Annotated in this window: 16 protein-coding genes; 11 read left to right on the top strand and 5 right to left on the bottom strand. The window is 65.0% G+C overall.

Annotation, left to right across the window (positions count from 1 at the left end; translation table 11 throughout):
* Positions 1-55: 55 nt before the first annotated feature.
* A complete protein-coding gene (gene folP / locus V3596_RS07570; protein WP_334277367.1) occupies positions 56-937 on the top strand; it encodes a dihydropteroate synthase in 882 nt (293 codons plus the stop codon).
* Entirely contained in the window at positions 934-2265 is a 1332-nt protein-coding gene (gene glmM / locus V3596_RS07565; protein WP_334277068.1) for a phosphoglucosamine mutase, read from the top strand. Before folP ends, glmM begins: the two co-directional genes overlap by 4 nt.
* An 80-nt stretch (positions 2266-2345) precedes the next feature.
* On the opposite strand, the gene V3596_RS07560 is transcribed toward glmM, so the two are convergent.
* Positions 2346-2831, bottom strand: coding sequence for a fasciclin domain-containing protein (locus V3596_RS07560; RefSeq protein WP_334277067.1), 486 nt, complete (start codon positions 2829-2831; stop codon positions 2346-2348).
* 200 nt (positions 2832-3031) lie between these two features.
* Between V3596_RS07560 and pstS the strand changes: the two genes are divergently transcribed.
* The 7 genes from pstS to phoR all read left to right on the top strand — a co-directional run bounded on the left by pstS (position 3032) and on the right by phoR (position 9774).
* Positions 3032-4072 carry a phosphate ABC transporter substrate-binding protein PstS gene (gene pstS, locus V3596_RS07555; protein ID WP_334277066.1) on the top strand — a complete coding sequence of 347 codons (1041 nt, stop codon included), beginning with the start codon at positions 3032-3034 and terminating at the stop codon, positions 4070-4072.
* A 148-nt stretch (positions 4073-4220) separates the two neighbouring features.
* A complete protein-coding gene (pstC, locus tag V3596_RS07550; protein WP_334277366.1) occupies positions 4221-5195 on the top strand; it encodes a phosphate ABC transporter permease PstC in 975 nt (324 codons plus the stop codon).
* Entirely contained in the window at positions 5192-6064 is an 873-nt protein-coding gene (gene pstA, locus V3596_RS07545; RefSeq protein WP_334277065.1) for a phosphate ABC transporter permease PstA, read from the top strand. Before pstC ends, pstA begins: the two co-directional genes overlap by 4 nt.
* Positions 6065-6079: 15 nt before the next feature.
* A complete protein-coding gene (gene pstB / locus V3596_RS07540; RefSeq protein WP_334277064.1) occupies positions 6080-6865 on the top strand; it encodes a phosphate ABC transporter ATP-binding protein PstB in 786 nt (261 codons plus the stop codon).
* 16 nt (positions 6866-6881) lie between these two features.
* Positions 6882-7589 (top strand): phosphate signaling complex protein PhoU, encoded by a 708-nt coding sequence (gene phoU / locus V3596_RS07535; protein WP_334277063.1) that lies wholly within the window; start codon positions 6882-6884, stop codon positions 7587-7589.
* Between the two features lie 105 nt (positions 7590-7694).
* Positions 7695-8399 (top strand): phosphate regulon transcriptional regulator PhoB, encoded by a 705-nt coding sequence (phoB, locus tag V3596_RS07530; protein WP_334277062.1) that lies wholly within the window; start codon positions 7695-7697, stop codon positions 8397-8399.
* A gap of 25 nt (positions 8400-8424) precedes the next feature.
* Positions 8425-9774, top strand: coding sequence for a phosphate regulon sensor histidine kinase PhoR (phoR, locus tag V3596_RS07525; RefSeq protein WP_334277061.1), 1350 nt, complete (start codon positions 8425-8427; stop codon positions 9772-9774).
* A 12-nt stretch (positions 9775-9786) separates the two neighbouring features.
* Here phoR and V3596_RS07520 read toward each other — a convergent pair whose 3' ends face one another.
* The 4 genes from V3596_RS07520 to trxA all read right to left on the bottom strand — a co-directional run bounded on the left by V3596_RS07520 (position 9787) and on the right by trxA (position 13875).
* The gene (locus V3596_RS07520; protein ID WP_334277060.1) at positions 9787-11439 is read right to left on the bottom strand and encodes a hypothetical protein; all 1653 of its coding nucleotides are present in this window, start codon (positions 11437-11439) and stop codon (positions 9787-9789) included.
* A gap of 113 nt (positions 11440-11552) precedes the next feature.
* Entirely contained in the window at positions 11553-11816 is a 264-nt protein-coding gene (locus V3596_RS07515) for a type B 50S ribosomal protein L31 (RefSeq protein ID WP_334277059.1), read from the bottom strand.
* A gap of 225 nt (positions 11817-12041) precedes the next feature.
* Positions 12042-13304, bottom strand: a complete 1263-nt coding sequence (gene rho / locus V3596_RS07510) for a transcription termination factor Rho (RefSeq protein ID WP_282823080.1) — start codon at positions 13302-13304, stop codon at positions 12042-12044.
* A gap of 241 nt (positions 13305-13545) precedes the next feature.
* Positions 13546-13875, bottom strand: coding sequence for a thioredoxin TrxA (trxA, locus tag V3596_RS07505; RefSeq protein ID WP_334277058.1), 330 nt, complete (start codon positions 13873-13875; stop codon positions 13546-13548).
* 97 nt (positions 13876-13972) lie between these two features.
* On the opposite strand from trxA, the gene V3596_RS07500 reads away from it, so the two are divergent.
* Together V3596_RS07500 and V3596_RS07495 are read left to right on the top strand one after the other, a co-directional pair.
* The gene (locus V3596_RS07500) at positions 13973-16630 is read left to right on the top strand and encodes a PD-(D/E)XK nuclease family protein (protein WP_334277057.1); all 2658 of its coding nucleotides are present in this window, start codon (positions 13973-13975) and stop codon (positions 16628-16630) included.
* Complete coding sequence (locus tag V3596_RS07495) at positions 16630-19854, top strand: UvrD-helicase domain-containing protein (RefSeq protein WP_334277056.1); 3225 nt, start codon at positions 16630-16632, stop codon at positions 19852-19854. The genes V3596_RS07500 and V3596_RS07495 overlap by 1 nt, the downstream gene beginning before the upstream one ends.
* The last annotated feature ends 4 nt before the right edge of the window (positions 19855-19858 follow it).

Genomic DNA, 19858 nt, shown 5'->3' with positions numbered 1-19858 from the left:
ACATTGCGTCGGGCCCTTTTACCTTTCAGCTCCCAGACCCAGCTCACACTTGGCTATGCATTGGCAAACTCGGCGCTTTCGAATCGACCTTGATCGCCCCCGCGTGATGGGCATCGTCAACGTCACGCCTGATTCCTTCTCCGACGGCGGCCAGCATGCTGAGGCGGCTGGCGCCATCGCTCACTGCAAGCGGCTGGTGGACGAGGGTGCGGATATTCTCGACATCGGTGGCGAGTCGACCCGGCCCGGCGCGGCGGTCCTGGACGATGAAGAGGAATGGCGGCGCATTGCGCCGGTCATCCAGGATGCCCTGAGCCTGGGGGTGCCGCTGTCTGTCGACACCTGCAAGCCCGAGGTGATGCGGCGGGCATTGGAGGCCGGCGTCGACATCGTCAACGACGTCCAGGCCCTGCGCCGGCCCGGCGCATTGGAGATTCTTGCGGCCCACGACTCCGCAGGTGTCTGCCTGATGCATATGCGTGGCGACCCCTCCACCATGCAAGGGCTGACCGACTACGCCGACGTGGTGGCCGAGGTGGCGCAGTTTCTTGGTGAACGGGCTGCGCGGCTCCGCGAAGCCGGCATCGCGGCCGAGCGCATCGTGTTGGATCCGGGTTACGGCTTTGCCAAACAGTCTGAGCAGAACCTGCAGTTGCTGCGTGAGCAGGAGCGATTGCTGGCGCTGGGCTACCCACTACTGGTGGGCTGGTCACGCAAGAAGACACTCGGCGACGTGACCGGCAAACCGGTGGACCAGCGCATGCCTGCCAGCATCGCAGCGGCCTTGCTGGCGGTGTCGCGCGGCGCACGCATCCTGCGTGTGCACGATGTCGCGGCTACCGTCGATGCGCTCAAGGTCTGGCATGCTGGGGATGGGCCTGGTGCGCTATTCGCCGACAATAGCGGAATCAAAAATTCAGGAGGCCGCTCGCAATGAGCCGTACCTATTTCGGAACCGATGGCATCCGCGGCACCGTGGGCCAATCGCCCATCACTCCCGACTTCATGCTGCGCCTGGGTCATGCGGTGGGCCGTGTGCTCAAGCGCAAGGTCGCGCGCCCCAGCGTGTTGATTGGCAAGGACACCCGCATCTCCGGCTACATGCTCGAGTCTTCGCTGGAAGCGGGCTTCGCGTCGGCCGGCGTCGATGTGCGCCTCACCGGCCCCCTGCCCACGCCAGGCGTCGCCTACCTGACCCGCGCGCTGCGCCAGGACCTGGGCGTGGTGATCTCGGCCTCGCACAACCCGTTTGCCGACAACGGCATCAAATTCTTCTCCAGCAAGGGCGAGAAGCTGCCCGACGCCTGGGAGTTGGATGTTGAAGCCGCGCTCGAAGAGCCGCCAGTCTGGGTCGATTCGGCCAATCTGGGCCGGGCTCGCCGGCTTGAAGACGCACGCGGCCGCTACATCGAGTTCTGCAAGAACTGCTTCGGGTCGGACCTGACTCTGAAGGGCCTGAAGATCGTCGTCGACGCGGCCCACGGCGCCGGCTACCAGATCGCCCCCGATGTGTTCCACGAGCTGGGTGCCGAGGTGATCGCCATCGGCTGCAGCCCGGACGGCTACAACATCAATGCAGGCTTCGGCGCTACCGCCCCGGAAGCGCTGGTCAAGGCCGTCAAGGAACATGGCGCCCACTATGGCGTAGCCCTGGACGGCGATGCCGACCGCCTGCAACTGGTCGACGCGCAAGGCCGCCTCTACAACGGCGATGAGCTGCTATACGTGATGGTGGCAGACCGTCTCGACCAGGGCCTGCGAGTGCCCGGTGCCGTGGGCACGCTGATGACCAATATGGCCGTCGAGCTGGCCCTGAAGTCGCGCGATGTTGATTTCGTCCGCGCCAAGGTCGGCGACCGCTATGTGCTGGAAGAGCTGGCCGCCCGCGGCTGGCAGCTCGGTGGCGAAGGCTCGGGCCACCTGCTGGCGCTGGACAAGCACACCACCGGCGACGGCATCGTCAGCGCACTGCTGGTGCTGCAGGCCATCAGCCGCACCGGCCGCAGTCTGTCCGAGCAACTCGCCGGCGTGGACCTGTTCCCGCAAACGCTGATCAATGTTCGCCTGCAGCCGGGCCAGGACTGGAAGGGCAATGCGCGCCTGGCCCAGGAGCAGGCCGAAGTCACGGCCGATCTCGGCCAACGTGGCCGGGTGCTGATCCGTGCGTCGGGCACCGAGCCGCTGCTGCGCGTGATGGTCGAGGCCAGCGACGCGACCCTGGCCCAGCAATGCGCCCAGCGCCTGGCGGAAGCTGTCCGCATCTGATACTTTGAATGTCAAAGCCAAGGGCCGCCAGCGTGCAAGACGCTGGCGGCCCTTGTTGTTTGGGCCTGGGCTTGAGCTACTTACTTCTTGGACGGCATCAGCACGCGATCGAGCACATGGGCCACGCCGTTGGTGGCATTGATGTCGGCTTGCTGGACCATGGCTTCGTCAACCGTCACGAAGTCTCCGGCACGGGCCAGGGCGATCGTGCCGCCTTGCAGCGTCTTCTGGTTGCTGTTGCGCACTTCGGCGGCCGGCAGCTTGGCGGCCACGATGTGATAGCTCAGCACGGCCTTCAACTGGGCCTTGTCGGCCACAAGGGCTTCCAGGGTCTTGGCCGGGACGGCCTTGAAGGCTTCGTCGCTGGGCGCGAACACCGTCAGCGGGCCGGCGGCGCGCAGCTGCTCACTCAGGCCGGCTTCGGCCACCAGGCGGTTGAAGGTGCTCAATTGAGGGGCGCGGCCGAGGGTCTCGGTCAGCGGTGCCGGCGTGGGCGCGGTGGCGCAGGCGGACAGGCCAGCGGCGAGGGCGACAGCGGACAAGAGGCGGAACAGCGGGTTCTTCATGACGGTCTCCACAGATGCAGGGCGCAGCGCCCGGTGCGCGAGACTGTAGAAAGCGCATATGACAGAGCAGTGAAGTGAATATGACAGTTTCGCCGCCATCCAGAATCAGTGCTGGATCTTGTCAACCGATGTCACTACGCTGTCATATTGGCCTTCTAGGATGCCAACCATCGTCAACCAAGCACCGTCACAGGTCAGCCATGAATCTCACTCGCTTTGCCCAGGGTTTCCTTCTTGCTGCCGGCCTCGCCGCCGTGAACAGTGTCGCAGCTCAGGACGTGACCGGCGCCGGCGCGACCTTCCCGGCACCTATCTATGCCAAATGGGCTGATGCCTACAACAAGGCCAGCGGCGCGCGCATCAATTATCAGTCGGTCGGCTCGGGTGCTGGCATTCGCCAGATCAAGGCCAAGACGGTCGATTTCGGCGCGTCCGACATGCCGATCAAGGATGAGGACCTGGCCAAGGACGGCATGGTTCAGTTCCCGACGGTGATTGGCGGTGTTGTGCCTGTGGTCAACATCAAGGGTATCGCCCCGGGTCAAATCAAGTTGACCGGCCAGGTGCTGGGTGACATCTACCTGGGCAAGATCACCAAGTGGAACGATGCGGCGCTCACCGCCCTGAATCCGGGTGTGCCTTTGCCGGACGCTCCCATTGCCGTGGTTCGTCGCGCAGACGGCTCGGGCACCTCGTTCATCTTCACGAACTACCTTTCCAAGGTGAATGAAGAATGGAAGAGCAAGGTGGGCGAAGGCACGGCGGTGAACTGGCCGACCGGTGCCGGTGGCAAGGGCAATGAAGGTGTGGCCGCCTTCGTGCAACGCCTCCCGAATTCGATTGGCTATGTCGAATACGCATACGTCAAGCAGAACAAGATGACGTACACGCTGATGCGCAACAAGGACGGTCATTTCGTGACGCCCAATGACAACGCGTTCAAGGCCGCTGCGGCGGGCGCTGATTGGGCCAAGTCGTTCTATCAGATCACGACCGAGCAACCCGGCAAGGACGCCTGGCCCCTGACCAATCCGACCTACATCCTGATGTACAAGACCCAGGAGAAGCCGGCCAGCGGTGCCGCTGCCCTCAAGTTCTTTGATTGGGCTTACGGCAATGGCGACAAGATGGCCGACGATCTGGACTATGTGCCGCTGCCCGACAGCGTCAAGACGTTGGTCCGCAAGCTGTGGGCCGACAATTTGAAGGACGCTTCCGGCAAGGCCATTGCCTACAAGTGACGTTGAACTGAGCAAAGTCACGGCCCGGCAGTCAGCACTGCCGGGCTGTTGTCGAATTTGCCACCCATTTTTCAAAGCCTGACTTTCAGGAGGCCTCGTGGCCGCAATACTCCCAGCCAACAACTTCGAGTCCGACGAACGTTCTGCGATCCGGGTGCAGCCTCAAGGCAGCCCGCAGCCGCGTCGTCGCGTCGCCCCCTGGGCTGATGCGGTGTTTTCGCTTCTGGCCCACGGGGCCGCCTGGCTGACGCTGGCCCTGATGGTGGGCATCATCGTGTCGCTGCTGATCGGTGCGGCCCCGGCAATCCGCGAGTTCGGGCTCGGCTTCCTGTGGACCAGCGAATGGGATCCGGTGCAGGAGAAGTTTGGCGGCCTGGTGATGATCTACGGCACGCTGATGACATCGTTCATCGCGTTGTTTATCGCCGTGCCTGTGAGCTTTGGCATTGCCTTGTTTCTGACAGAGCTGTCACCCAATTGGTTGCGCCGGCCGCTTGGCGTGGCGGTTGAGCTGCTCGCTGCGGTGCCTTCAATCGTTTACGGCATGTGGGGCTTGCTGGTGTTCGGGCCCATCTTGGCAACCTACGTCCAGCAACCACTGCAGGCGCTGCTGACCGGTGTGCCTGTCCTGGGGGCCTTCGTTTCCGGCCCACCGGTAGGCATCGGCATCCTGTCGGCCGGCATCATCCTGGCCATCATGATCATTCCCTTCATCGCGTCGGTGATGCGGGACGTGTTTGAGGTCACGCCTCCGATGCTGAAGGAAAGTGCCTACGGCCTTGGTGCCACCACCTGGGAGGTGGTCTGGAAGGTGGTGCTGCCCTATACGAAGACCGGTGTGGTCGGCGGGGTCATGCTGGGGCTGGGTCGCGCCCTTGGTGAGACCATGGCGATCACCTTCGTGATTGGCAACATGAATCAGCTGAACTCGCTGTCCGTGTTCGAGGCCGCCAACAGCATCACGTCGGCCCTGGCCAATGAGTTCGCCGAAGCCGGTGAGGGGCTGCATCAGGCCTCGCTGATCTATCTTGGCTTGGTGCTGTTCTTTATCACCTTCGTGGTGCTGGCCTGCTCCAAGCTGTTGTTGTCGCAACTCAAGAAGAACGAGGGGACGCGTTCATGAGCGCCACCACCACATCCATGGATGCCAAGCGGTTGGCCATGCATGCCAAACGCAAGCGGGTCAATGCGATCGCGTTGACCCTGTCGCTGGCCGCGATGGCCTTCGGTCTGTTCTGGCTGTTGTGGATACTGTTCGAGACAGTGCGCCTTGGGATGGGGGGGATTGCCTGGGCAACCTTCACCGAGATGACGCCGCCGCCGCAGGCAGACACCGGTGGCCTGGCCAACGCAATCTTCGGCTCGACCGTGATGGTCGGCCTGGCCACCTTGCTCGGCACGCCGATTGGCATCCTGGCCGGGGTCTACCTTGCCGAGTACGGCCAGAAGAGCAGGCTGGGTGCCGCAGTGCGCTTCATCAACGACATCTTGCTGTCTGCGCCGTCAATCGTGATCGGACTGTTCATTTACGCTGTGGTCGTCACGCGGATGAAGAGCTTCTCCGGCTTGGCCGGCATCCTGGCGCTTGCGCTTATCGTGATTCCGGTCGTGATCCGAACGACAGAGAACATGCTGAGCCTGATCCCGAATGCCTTGCGCGAGGCGGCTTACGCGCTTGGTACGCCGAAGTGGAAGGTGATTCTTTCCGTGACCTTGAAGGCCGCTCGTGCGGGCGTTCTGACCGGCATCCTGCTGGCGTTGGCACGCATCTCTGGCGAGACCGCGCCGCTGCTGTTCACGGCCCTTTCCAACCAGTTCTGGACTTCAGACCTGGGGGCGCCGATGGCGAGCTTGCCGGTCACGATCTTCAAGTTCGCGATGAGCCCTTATGAAAACTGGCAGAAGCTCGCTTGGGCTGGGGTTTTCATCATCACCATTGGCGTGCTGCTGCTCAATATCCTGGCGCGCGTGCTATTCAAGAACAAGCATTAACCTGGACTCCCTACCATGGATGCAAAAGTCAACATGCCGGTCGCCGAGCGGGCCAAGCTCTCGGTGCGCAACCTGAATTTCTATTACGGCAGCTTCCACGCGCTGAAGAGCATCAACCTGGACATTCCCGAGAAGAAGGTCACTGCCTTCATCGGCCCCAGCGGCTGCGGCAAGTCCACCTTGCTGCGTACGCTGAACCGGATGTTCGAGCTCTACCCGGAGCAGCGCGCCGAGGGCCAGATCCTGCTGGACGGCGAGGACATCCTCGCGAGCCGCGAAGACGTCTCCCTGATCCGCGCCAAGATCGGCATGGTGTTCCAGAAGCCGACGCCGTTCCCGATGTCGATCTACGACAACATCGCTTTCGGCGTGCGCCTGTTCGAGACGCTGCCGCGCGTCGAGATGGACGAGCGCGTCGAGTGGGCCCTGAAGAAGGCCGCGCTCTGGACCGAGGTGAAAGACAAGCTCAACCAGAGCGGCTCCGGCCTCTCCGGCGGCCAGCAGCAGCGCCTGTGCATTGCGCGCGGCATTGCGATCAAGCCCGAGATCCTGCTGCTCGACGAACCATGCTCGGCGCTGGACCCGATCTCGACCGGCAAGATCGAGGAGCTGATTCATGAGCTCAAGAGCGATTACACGGTCGCCATCGTCACGCACAACATGCAGCAGGCCGCACGCTGCTCGGACTACACGGCCTATATGTACCTGGGTGACCTGATCGAGTTCGGCCCCACGGGCGACTTGTTCATGAAGCCCAAGCGCAAGGACACCGAAGATTACATCACCGGCCGATTCGGCTGATTGAGGGAGATTGAAGATGAGCGACAAGCACCTTTCTACCCAATTCGATGCCGAGCTGAGCGGCATTTCCACCCGTGTGCTCGAGATGGGCGGCATGGTCGAGTCTCAAGTGGCTCAGGCCGTCGAGGCGCTGGTGCAGTTCAGCGGTGAGCTGGCCAGCAGCGTCTTGCAGACCGAAGAGAAGGTCAACGCGATGGAGGTCGAGATCGACCGCGATCTCTCCACCATCATTGCCCGCCGCCAACCCACAGCGCGCGACTTGCGTCTCCTGATTGCCATCTCCAAGGCGATTGCCAATCTGGAGCGTGTGGGCGACGAAGCGGCCCGCGTGGCCCGTACGGTGCAGCGCCTGATCAATGCCGGCGTTTCGAGCCGCCTGCGCCTGCCGATGTCGGACCTGGCCTTCGAAGCCGAGCTGGCCGTCGCACTGCTGCGCAAGGCACTCGATGCCTTCGCGCGGCTCGACGTCGAGAAGGCACTGGAAGTGCTGAAGCAGGACGACCAGATCGACAAGGAATTCGATGGCCTGTTGCGCAAGCTGATCACCTACATGATGGAAGACCCGCGCACGATCTCGTCGTCGATCGACCTGGTGTTCGTGGCCAAGGCCATCGAGCGCGTGGGCGACCATGCCAAGAACCTGGCCGAGGTCATCATCTACGTGGTCAAGGGCACGGACGTGCGTCACAACACGCCCGAGGCCGTCGAAACCATGGTGAGGTAGTCATGGGACCCCTCGGCCGACGAGTACGTCGGCCGATCTCCCGAGGGGATGCGGGCCGGCTTGGGAGCGGCCCGGCGCTCGTCCCGCAGGAATTGGAGCTAGACAATGAGTAGCCGAATTTTGGTGGTGGAAGACGAATCGGCCATCGCCGAGCTGATCTCCATCAACCTGCGTCACGCGGGCTTTGAAGTGACCCTGGCGGCCAGCGCCGATCAGGCCCAGTACGAGGTGGACCGCATGCTGCCCGAGCTGGTGGTGCTGGACTGGATGCTGCCGGGCCAGAGCGGCGTGGCCCTCGCTCGCCAATGGCGCAGCAGCTCGCGCACCAAGGAGCTGCCGGTCATCATGCTGACCGCGCGCGCTGACGAGATGGACAAGATCGCGGGCCTGGACGCTGGTGCCGACGACTACCTGACCAAGCCGTTCTCGACCAACGAGCTGCTGGCCCGCATCCGCGCTGTCTTGCGGCGCCGCGCGCCCGAGGCGCTTGATGCCGTGGTTGAAGTTGGTGGCCTGAGCATCGACCCGGGCACCCGCCGCGTGAGCCGCGATGGCACCGAGGTCAAGCTGGGTCCGACCGAGTTCCGCCTGCTGCATTTCTTCATGACGCATCCGGAGCGTGTGCACAGCCGTTCGCAGTTGTTGGACCGGGTCTGGGGCGACCATGTGTTCATCGAGGAGCGCACCGTGGATGTGCATGTGAAGCGCTTGCGCGAGGCCCTCGAGAAAGTGCATTGCCAGCGCATGATCGAGACCGTGCGCGGGGCCGGCTACCGCCTGACCCAGCAGCAGACGGCGCTGTCCAGCTGAAGACAAAGACATTGAGGATGCCGACTTGAGCTGGTTCTTTGCCCGCCTGGTATTGATCATCGTGGCGCTGGCCGCCGGCAGCCTTGTGGGCTGGTGGGCGGGCCATGAATTCGCCACGCCCTTGGTGGCCGAGTTGCTCGGTGCCGGCACGGCGGTCGGCCTGCTGACCCTGTTCGACTCGCTGCGCGCGCATCGCCTGATGGAATGGCTGCGCGGTTCGCAGCAGCAGGCCGCGCCGCGCGACCGAGGCTTCTGGGGCGAGATCGGCTACCGGGTCGAGCGTGCCTTGCGTCAGCGCGAGCATGCCCTGGCTCGCGAGCGCTTGTGGCTGGGCCAGTTTCTGTCCGCCATCGAAGCCTCGCCCAACGGTGTGCTGATCCTGGACGCGAACGACCAGATCCAGTGGTGCAACCATGTGGCGGCAGACCATTTCTCGCTCGACCCTCATCGCGACCTGCAGCAGCGCATCACCAACCTCGTGCGGGCGCCGACCTTTGTCGGCTACCTGCAGGCGGCCGACTACCAGGAGCCGCTGCTGCTGGCCGGCAGCTCACGCGGCCGCGGCAGTTTGTCGGTGGTGGTGCGCAGCTATGGCGAGGGCCGCAAGCTGATCCTGACGGTCGACGTGACCGAGCGAGAGCGGGCCGATTCGATGCGGCGTGATTTCGTGGCCAATGTTTCGCACGAGATCCGCACGCCGCTGACCGTGCTGGCCGGCTTCATCGAGACCATGGACAGCCTGCCGCTCACTGAAGTCGAGCGCCGCCGTGTGCTGAGCCTGATGCAGCAGCAGACGCAGCGCATGCAGACGCTGGTGGCCGATCTCCTGACGCTGGCGCAGCTCGAAGGCAGCCCGCGCCCGACATCGGACCGCTGGGTCAGCCTGGACGGCCTGCTGCAGCGCATCCGCAGCGATGCCCTTGCCTTGTCGCATGGACGGCATCGCGTCACGGTGGTGGCGGATACCTTGGCCGAGCTGGCCGGCGTGGAGGGCGAACTGCTCAGCGGGATCGGCAACCTCGTATCGAACGCGGTCCGCTACACGCCGGAGGGCGGCGGCATCGACGTGCATTGGCGCCTGCTGGCCGATGGCTCGGGGGAGCTCTGTGTGGCTGACACCGGCCCCGGCATAGCGCGCGAGCATCTGCCGCGATTGACCGAGCGCTTCTATCGCGTGGACGGCAGCCGCTCACGCGAGAGCGGTGGCACAGGCCTGGGCCTGTCCATCGTCAAGCATGTGGCGCAGCGCCATGGTGGCGCGTTGCTGATCGAAAGCGAAGTGGGCAAGGGCAGTCGCTTCAAGCTGCAGTTCCCGGCAGCGCGGGTGCGTGCCGCAACGGCCGAGCCAGTGTCCGCCGAGCATTTGAAGGCCTGAAGCTGTGCTTGGCTACTGGCGGGCCAGCAGCAAGTAGCCCTGTTCGCCCCTATCGGTGGGCCGCTTCACCCGAGCCAGCAAGCGCCAGCCGGCAGGCGGCGCTTCCTGACCCTGTACGTAGCGCAGTGCATGCGTGCACTGGGTCACCACCAGCGGCCTTCGCGCATCGACCCGCCAGCCGCCCTGGAACTCCAGGGCCGCCAGCAAGGACATGGCCTGGCCGGGCGCAGCGATGCAATTGACCGTGGTGGGCAGTTGCGCGCGCAGGCGCTCGATCAGGGGGCGGTTGCTGCGCGCGTAATCCAGCGGCGGGAGCATCAGCGTCATGGCCAACAGCCAGGCCAGCGTGACACCGCCGGCCGGCAAAGCCAGACTCTTCCACACCGCATGCTGGTGGCGCGAAGTGCGCCAGCGCACCAGGGCCAGCCAGGCCAGGGTGGCGGCGGCGCCAACGAGCAAGGCCACCGGATGGAAACTCGGTTCGAAGCCCTGGGCCAGACGTTGCAGATTGGCCAGCAATTTGGGCGGCCAACCTTGCTGCATCGACAGGTAATAGGCCCAGAAGAACAGCGCGACGGCGCTGAAGAAGAAGACCGAGAACCAGTCCACGGCCGCTGCGAAGCTGCGCTTGAGCGTGGGCAGCGCAAAGGCGGCGAGCAAGGCCAGTGGCGGCAGGCAAAGCAGCAAGGCGCGGTCCGAACCGTTCATGGCAATGGACGCGGCCATGGGGACGGCAAACACGATCAGTGGCAGCAGGATATGCCGGCGCGGCCAGTGATGACGCCAGCGCCACAGTGTCCACAGGGCCAGCGGCCAGGCCGGCCAGCAGAACCAGCCGAACTGGCTCAGCAGCTCGAGACCGAACTCTGCAGTGCCTGGCATGTCGACGCGCCAGGCCCAGGCGTTGAAGGTCCAGGCCGACAAGGCGCTCAGGAGGCCGGCGCCCAGCACCCACAGCGTCAGGCCGCGCACATCGTCGTAGCTGGAGCGTTGGCACAGCCAGGCGCCCAGGCCTGCATAAAGCATGGCCACGGCGGGCGCACCGCTGGCCGCCAGCATTGGCAGCGAGAGCAGCACCGCGAGCCGCGCTTTCCAGGCGTTGTACGGGGCGACGGCGAGGCCGTAGAGATAGATTGCGCAAGCCAGCAGCTGCAAGAGCTCTGGCGTGGTTTCGTGACCCAGCATCAAGAGGCCCAGGCTGGCCATCAGTGCCAGCAGGGCACCATCGGCCATGGCGCGGGCGTAGTCGGTCGCCTGGGCTTCGCCGCCGAAGGCGAATGCGACCGGTTGTGCAGCCTCGGTGCGGGCCAGATGAAAGGTGCTGTACCAGACCAGCGTGAAGACCAGCAGCAGCACCGCCGCAAAAGGCAGGCGTGCGGCCAGGGCCGGGTCCAGGAAGGGCAGGGCCTTGATGGCCAGCGCCCCGAGCCAGAATGGCAGCGGGCCGCCTTCGGCGGGAATGCCGGCGATGGCAGGTTCCCACCAGGGCGCGTGGCCCTGGGCGATGCTGGCCATGAAGCCGAAAGCGGTCAGGTCCGCATTGCGCCAGGGGTCACGGCCGAACAGGCCGGGCAGCACATAAGCCGCGCAGAGCAGCAAGAGGGCCAGGCGGGGCAGTCGTTGCGCGCCGCGTTCGGCCACGATGGCGGGGGTGGGCAGGTTCACGCGTCTACAGGGCTCTTGTTGTTGTGGGCAGGATCATGCCGGAGTTTGGTGTGGAATAAAAAAAGGCAGCCTGGTGGCTGCCTTTCTTGTGTTGCTGCCGAAGCAGCAGCTTTTTACTTCTTGGCCGGGGTGCCAAGACGTGCAAACTTGTTGCGGAACTTCTCGACGCGGCCGCCCAGGTTGTCGATGCTCTTTTGCTGACCCGTGTAGAACGGGTGCGATTCGCTGGTGGTTTCCAGCTTGACCAGCGGCATGGTCTTGCCGTCGATCTCGATCGTGTCCTTGGTCGAGACGGTCGAACGCGTCACGAATTGGAAGCCGTTGGACTGGTCGACGAAGACCACGTCGCGGTAGTTGGGGTGAATGCCGTCTTTCATGGGAACCTCTTCGCCGTAGCTGTTTCAGTGCCGGGAGCCACGTTCGCACCATGCGAGCGCACTTTCTGGCGGCGGAAAAACGCGGATTGTAGCCTAAAAATGCAAAGCGCCACCCTGAGGTGGCGTTTGAAGGCTACTCCTCAACGACCCGGCCGGCTCGCGCAGGACGCGAGCTGGCGTTCGTGAGGCGTTGGACATGCCGCAGGGCATGTCCTCGGTCCCCACTTACCCACCGCGACGCATCATGTCGAAGAAGTCGTGGTTGTTCTTGGAGGCCTTCATCTTGTCGAGGATGAATTCCATCGCCTCGATCTCGTCCATGTTGTAGAGCAGCTTGCGCAGGATCCAGCTCTTCTGCAGGATCTCTGGCTTCAGGAGCAGCTCCTCGCGGCGGGTGCCGGACTTGTTGATCAGGATCGAAGGGTAGACGCGCTTCTCGGCCATGCGACGGTCCAGATGGATTTCGCAGTTGCCGGTGCCCTTGAACTCTTCATAGATCACTTCGTCCATGCGGCTGCCGGTGTCGATCAGCGCGGTGCCGATGATGGTCAGCGAGCCGCCTTCCTCGACATTGCGGGCCGCACCGAAGAAGCGCTTGGGGCGCTGCAGCGCGTTGGCATCCACACCGCCGGTCAACACCTTGCCGGAGGAGGGCAGGACGTTGTTGTAGGCGCGGGCCAGGCGGGTGATCGAGTCCAGCAGGATGATCACGTCCTTCTTCATTTCGACCAGGCGCTTGGCGCGCTCGATCACCATTTCGGCGACCTGCACGTGGCGCGCGGCCGGTTCGTCGAAGGTGGAGGAGATGACCTCGCCGCGCACGGTGCGCAGCATTTCGGTCACTTCTTCCGGACGCTCATCGACCAGCAGCACGATCAGGTGGCAGTCGGGATGGTTCGCCACCAGCGCATGCGCCAGGTGCTGCATCATCACCGTCTTGCCGGTCTTGGGCTGGGCCACCAGCAGGGCGCGCTGGCCTTTGCCGATGGGCGCGATCAGGTCGATGATGCGGCCGACCGTGTTCTCGTCGCCCTTGATGTCGCGCTCGAGCCTGAACTGTTCCTTGGGGAACAGCGGGGTCAGGTTCTCGAACATGATCTTGTGCTTGCTCTCCTCGGGCGTCGAGCCGTTCACGCGGTCGACCTTGACGAGGGCAAAGTAGCGCTCGCCGTCCTTCGGGACGCGCACTTCACCTTCGATCATGTCGCCGGTGTGGAGGTTGAAGCGGCGGATCTGGCTCGGAGACAGGTAGATGTCGTCGGTCGAAGCCATGTAGCTGGCTTCGATGGAGCGCAGGAAGCCGAAGCCGTCGGGCAGCACTTCGAGCACGCCGTCGCCGAACACCTGTTCGCCGGCCTTGGCGCGCTTCTTCATGATCGCGAACATCAGCTCCTGCTTGCGCAGGCGGGCGACGTTGTCGATCTCGAGCTCTTCGCCCATCTTGATCAGGGCCGAGACGTGAAGCGCTTTCAGTTCGGAAAGATGCATGGATTAACCCTGGTGGGTGGTCGCAAGGCCCTGCCAAGAGCCTTGGGACAAATACTTCGGCGACCAGCACTGTCTGTGGAATCAGGCCGCACGGACTGCGCGGCAGGAACCATCACAAACACACAAAAAACACGGGAAGCTTGGGCGCCGAGTCCACGCGCCGCGAGGGGCGTGTTGGCAGTTCTGCTGTCGCTGCGAGGTGGACTCTGGCGAGTGCCTCGCGGCGACAGGTTGGAGCGAATTATAGATTGGCGTCCAGGAAGGCCGTCAACTGGGCCTTGGAAAGTGCGCCAACCTTGGTGGCGGCGAGCTGGCCGCCCTTGAACAGCATCAGGGTCGGGATGCCGCGGATGCCGAACTTGGCCGGCACTTCGCGGTTCTCGTCCACATTCATCTTGGTGATCTGCAGCTTGTCCTGATAGTCCTTGGACACGTCGTCCAGGATCGGGGCAATCATCTTGCAGGGGCCGCACCATTCGGCCCAGTAGTCGACCAGCACCGCTTTGTCGGCCTGGAGCACATCGGCATCGAAGGATGCATCGGAAATATGTTTGATCAGTTCGCTGCTCATGGAATGTCCTTGGGCGGGCCGAGCCGGCCGGGGTTCAATGCACAATGATTCTGACACAAAGGTCTGAGGCCCTCAGGGCAGAGGGGCAAGGGGAAGAATGGACGGTCTGAGAGAGGCTGAAAGGGACGGCGCCAGCAGCGTGACCTGCCTGCCGCTGGATGCGCGGCACGGGGCGGCGACGATCTGGTCCCGGGTCGCCGAACAGGCTGGCCGCTGGTTGACCGAGCGCGGCCTGCAATCCCGCGACGCCGTGCTGATACTCCCGTTTGCCCAGCACCTGGCGCCGGCACGGCGCGCCTGGATGCAGCAGGGGCGCTGGCTGCCGCGCGTTGAAACCACCCACAGCCTGGCTTCCGCGCTGGCGCCTTCCGGCCTGGCTGAGGCCCTGCAGATCACGTTTGATGCGGCCATCGACGCCTTGAGCGCCAAGGCCTTGCTGGCCCAGCAGAGCTGGGCGCAGGCCTTGCGGCGCCAGGATGGCCGCGCATTCGATCTCGCAGTTGATCGTTTGGTGGAAGCGGCGCAACAGCTGTTGCGGGCGGCCCATCAGCGGGCGCCGCAGCAGCGCGAGGCCTTCTGGGCCGAGGCGCGCATCGCCGTGCAGGCTGAAACGCCGGGCCGCTTCGAGTCGGCGCTGGCCCAGGTGGCGCTGGAATGGGCCGCTTCAGACGCCCGCCCGGCTGCCACTGATGTGCTGTTCGATCTCCGCCCAAGCGCATGGATCGTGTTGCAGGCCGGCGGCGCCGATCCCCTGGCGCAGGCGCTGTTGCGCCGCGCTGCCGAGCGCGGCATTCCCGCGCTGGCCTTGATCGCCGATGTGGCTCTGGACGAGGTCGCCCATGCACCGGCGCTCCTTGAACAGGCCTTGTGTGAAGACTTCGAAGACCTGGCGCAATGCAGCGCTGCATCGGTGCTCGCTCACCTCCATGCCGGGCGTGCGCCGGTCGCGCTGATTGCGCAAGACCGCGTGCTGTTGCGCCGTGTGCGAGCACTGCTGGAGCGCCGTGGCGTGGGCCTGGCCGATGAAACCGGCTGGACGCTGGCGACCTCGCCGGCTGCCGCCCATTTGATGAGCCTCTTGCGCGCCTGCTCTGCGCAAGCAAGCCTGGATGAATGGCTGGCGCTATTGAAGAGCGAACCCTGCCGGCAGTTGCGCGGCCATCTCGACGAGCAGGCCTTGCCAGCTCTGGAGGCGCTGTGCCGCAAGCGCGGCTGGCGCACGCCGCAATCGGTGCGCTTTGATGACTTGAGCGAAGCAAGCCTCAGCCTTTGGCGCCTGGCTCGCAGCGCGGTGCGTCAGTTCACCGAGGGCCCTGCCGAGCGCAGCCTGCAAGACTGGCTCGATGGCTTGAAGCAACTGCTGCAGCGACTGCAGGCCGACGAGCCGCTGCTGGCGCTGGATGCCGGCCAGGCCTTGCTGGATGCCCTGTGGCTGCAGCGCCAGCCCTGGCCCGGAAGCGCGCATGAGCACATGCTGCTGAACACCGAGCTGGACCATGCCGGTTTCCTGGCCTGGATAGACCAGACGCTCGAAGCCCAGCAGTACCTGCCACCGGCGCCCGATCAGGCGCAGGTGATCGTCACGCCTTTGGCGCGGGCGATGTTGCGACCCTTCGGCGCCATCGTCTTGCCGGGCGCTGATGCGCAGCTGGGCGCAGCCACGGCCGGGCCGGCGCTGATCAGCGATCGCCTGGCCACGCGACTGGGCCTGCCAAGCCTGCAGCAGCGCCGCGAGGCCAGCGCCCTGGCCTTCGCGCAGCTGCTGCGAGCCGATGCGTTGACGCTGCTGCGCTGTACCCGCCAAGGCAGCGAGCCGCTGGCCGCAAGCCCTTTGCTGGATCGCCTGTCAATGGCCCTGCAGCAGGCGGGTCTTGCCGGCATGCAAGTCTGGTCTGATCCGCGTGCCGCGACGGAGATCGCTCCTCGGCCACAGGGCCGTGCCGCGGCGCAGGCGCCGGGGCGGGTGCCGGCGAGCTTGTCGGCCAGTGCCATCGAATCCTTGCGAGATTGCCCGTACCAGTTCTTCGCCCGTGTTCAGCTCAAGCTGCAGGATTCGCCCGAGCTGGAAGCCGAGTTGGACAAGAGCGACTACGGCAGTTGGCTGCATGCGCTCCTTCATCGGTTTCATGAGCAACGCGGCGAGCAGCCCGATGCTGAGCTGCTGACAAAGCTGGCCGATGAGCTGGCAAAAGACCTGGCGCCGGCCGAGTTTTTGCCTTACCGCTCCAGCTTTGACCGCTTTGCCGTTCGCTATCTTGAATGGCTGGCCGCGCACGAAGCCGCTGGTGCGCAGTACGAAGCCGGCGAGCAGTCGCGCGAGCTCCAGCCTTGGGCCGACGCCAGCCATGCGCTGGCGCCCCTGGTCTTGCGAGGCCGGCTCGATCGGATCGATCGACAGGCCGATGGCTCACTCTTGCTGATCGACTACAAGACCGGCAGCGCGGCCCGCCTGAAAGAGAAAGTGGCGCGGCCGCCCGAAGACACCCAACTGGCTGTCTACGCCGCCTTGATGCGCGATGCAGGCGCGATGCTGCAGGCGCAATACCTGGCGCTGGACGACAGCAGCGGCATCGTTGCCGTGAATCATGCGGAAGTCGAACAGAGTGCGGCATTGCTGCTGAATGGGCTTGAACAGGACCTGTTGGCCATGGAGCAGGGCGCGCCATTGCCGGCGCTCGGCGAAGGCAGGGCCTGCGGCTTCTGCGAGATGCGTGGACTGTGCCGGCGCGACGACTGGTCTGAGGAGGCCTTGTGATGCAAGCCGCCTATACCGTCGACGGTCGCCAAGTCGAGCGCAGCCGCTTCTATGCAACTGCCTGCGACCCGCGCCGCAGCGTGGTGGTCGAGGCTTGCGCCGGCGCCGGCAAGACCTGGATGCTCGTCTCACGCATCCTGCGCGCCTTGCTGGACGGCGTGGCGCCGCAGGACATCGTGGCAATCACCTTCACCCGCAAGGCCGCCGGCGAGATGCGCCAGCGCCTGTCCGAATGGCTGCGAGAGTTCTCGCATTGCAGCGCCGAGCGTCGCATTGATGAATTGATCGCACGCGGCATGTCGGCTGACGAAGCGCGCGCTACCGAGCCCATGCTTGCCGGATTGCAGGAGCGGCTGCTGAGTCAAGGTCGCTCGGTCGAGATCCGCACCTTCCACGCCTGGTTCGCGCAGCTCCTGCGCGTGGCGCCGCTGGAGCTCTTGCAGCGTGAGGGAATTTCGGCCGAGCTGCAATTGCTGGAAGACGAGAGCGAGCTCTTGCCGCAGCTCTGGCAGCGCTTCAATACGACGGTGCTCGCCGATGCGGCGCTGCTGTCCGACTATCAATCGCTGGTCTCCGAGCGCGGCCGCAACAGCTTGCAGCGCTGGCTGGAGTCGGCCTTCGACAAGCGAGTCGAGCTGCGTCTGGCTGAAGCTGCGCTGATGGACGGCATGCCGGGCGCGGAGGCCATCGGCCCCGAGTTCGCTGGTCTGGACGACCCCTTGCAGAGGTTTGCTGGCCTGCGCCAGCGGCTGGCCGACCTGGCCTTGCTGCTGGGCGCGGCCAAGGGCGCCAAGTCGCGTACTGCCGCAGGCCAGATCGAACAAGGGCTGGCGCAGACAATCGATGAGGCTGCATTCGGCGGCGTCTGGGCTGCGCTTTTCACAGCCAAGGACGAGCCGCGCAAGGGCCTGGGCGACGACCCCGAGATCGCGGCCTGCATGGATGAGCTCGAGCGGCTGGCTCGCGCCCGCGCCCAGCATCGAGCGCGGGAAGACCATCGCCGCATGTCGCGCCTGGCGCTGGTCCTGATCAAGGAGTTCGAACGCATCAAGCGCCAACGCGGCCTGGTCGACATGAATGACCTCGAGCGCGGCGCGCTGGCGTTGCTGGCTGACCCACAGCTCTCCGGCTGGGTGCAGCAGCGGCTGGACGCGCAGGTTCGCCATCTGCTGATCGACGAGTTCCAGGACACCAGCCCCTTGCAATGGCATGCGCTCTACGGATGGCTTGCTTCCTATGCTGGCGCCGGGGCCAATGCGCCTGCTGTCTTCATCGTGGGCGACCCCAAGCAAAGCATCTACCGCTTCCGCCGAGCCGAGCCGCGCGTGTTCGCGGCCGCCCGCGAATTTGTGCAGCAGGCCCTGAGCGGCGCGGTGCTGGCCTGTGATCACACGCGGCGCAATTGCTTGCCGGTGCTGATTGCCGTCAACGAGGTGTTCGAGTCGGCTCGGGCGGCGCTGCAGTATCCGGATTTCCGCGCGCACACGACCGAAGTCGCGGCGCCGGGCGCACTCGATGGGCTGTTCCATCTCGATGTCATCGCCGCGGCAGCCGACAAGGATGATGCTCATGCCGTATCGCGTTGGCGGCCGTCATTGAGTGAGGCGCGCCGGGAAGCTGAGTTGCACCGTCGCGCGGCTGAGGCGCAGGTTGTCGTCGCGGCGATTGCCGAGTTGCTGGGTCGAGGCGAATTGCGACCGGGCCAGATCTTCGTGCTGGCCCGCAAGCGCGAGCCGCTGCGCGTGCTGGCCCAGGCGCTGAAGGCCGCGGGCATCGCGCATGCCGCGCCTGAAGACCAGGCCTTGCTCGATTCGCCCGATGTGCGCGACCTGCTTGCGCTCTTGGATGTGCTGGCTTCGTCCGGCCACAAGCTGTCGCTCGCCCACGCGCTGCGCAGCCCGCTGTTTGGCGCGAGCGAAGAAGACCTGTTGTGGCTGGCCGATCAAGCGGAGAACTTTGACGGCAGTTGGTGGAGCGCGCTGCACTCTGGCGACACTGACCCTGCGCCCGGCGAAGCGCTGCCGCGCGCGGCCCGCCTGCTGGCCGCCTGGTCGGCCCGTGCGGGCCGCTGCAGCCCGCATGAGCTGCTCGACCAGATCGCCCATGAGGGCGAACTGCTGCCGCGCTTGCTGGCCGTGGTCCCCCCCTCTGAGCGGCGCTCTCGGGTCCATGCAATCGAGGCTCTGATCGCCCTGGCGCTTGACCTCGATGGTGGCCGCTACGCCAGCCTCTACGGCTTTGTGCGTGCCTTGAAGAGCAGGGCGCTGAAGTTGAGTGCGCCGGTCGAGAGCGAGGCCGTGCAGCTGTTGACTGTGCATGGTGCCAAGGGCTTGGAAGCCGAGGTCGTGTTCCTGCTTGATGGTGAAGCCGGCCCCGCGCGCGCCGAGAGTGCGACGCTGCTGATCGATTGGCCCGTGCATGCCAGTCATCCCACGCGCGTCGCCTTTCTGGCCTCTGAGAGCAAGGCACCGCCTGCATTGCAAGCCCTGCTGGATGAGGAACGCACGCAGCGGCAGCGCGAAGAACTCAATGCGCTTTATGTGGCGATGACGCGAGCGCGCTCCCGCCTTGTACTGAGCCGCACGCCTGCGTTGCGGGCGAGCAGCCAGGCCACGTGGTGGGGGCGATTGCAGCCCTTGTCGGTCCAATGGCAGCCGGATTCCGACGCGCCAATGAATGGAGAAGCGCAGCCTGCACAGTGCCTGGAGCTGCCTGCCGCGCCGCCGCTGCCGCCGCCGCCGCCGCGTGTCCAGTCCGGCGGTGAGGCCGAAGACGCCGCCAGCGCGGCGCTCGGTGAAGCCCTGCATCGCGTGCTCGAGTGGGCCAGCGGACCGGCGCCGCAAGCCTTGCCTCGCTTGTTGGCCAGTGCGGCCCAGATGTATGGGCTTGATGCCAAGCGGACCCAGGCGCTGGAGCGCAGTGCCACGGCGATTCTTCAAAGCAAGGAATGCGCGCCGTTCTTCGCGGCAGATCAGCTCTTGTGGGCAGGCAACGAAGTGGCCGTGAGCCTCGATGGCATGGACCAGCGCATCGACAGGCTGGTCTGCACGATCGACAAGACCTGGTGGGTGCTCGACTACAAGTTGAACCCGGTGCCGGAGCGAAATCCGGACTATGTCGAACAGCTTCGGCGTTACCGTCGTGCGGTTCTCGCGCTGCAGCCCGGAGAAAATATTCGCACTGCTTTCATCACTTCGGACGGAAGGCTCGTGGAATCAGGCTAGAATG

The sequence above is a fragment of the Roseateles microcysteis genome (assembly GCF_036880965.1).
GTDB lineage: Bacteria > Pseudomonadota > Gammaproteobacteria > Burkholderiales > Burkholderiaceae_C > JAUASW01.
The sequence above is the reverse complement of the archived record's forward strand: the minus strand, read 5'-3'. Positions and strand labels throughout refer to the sequence as shown.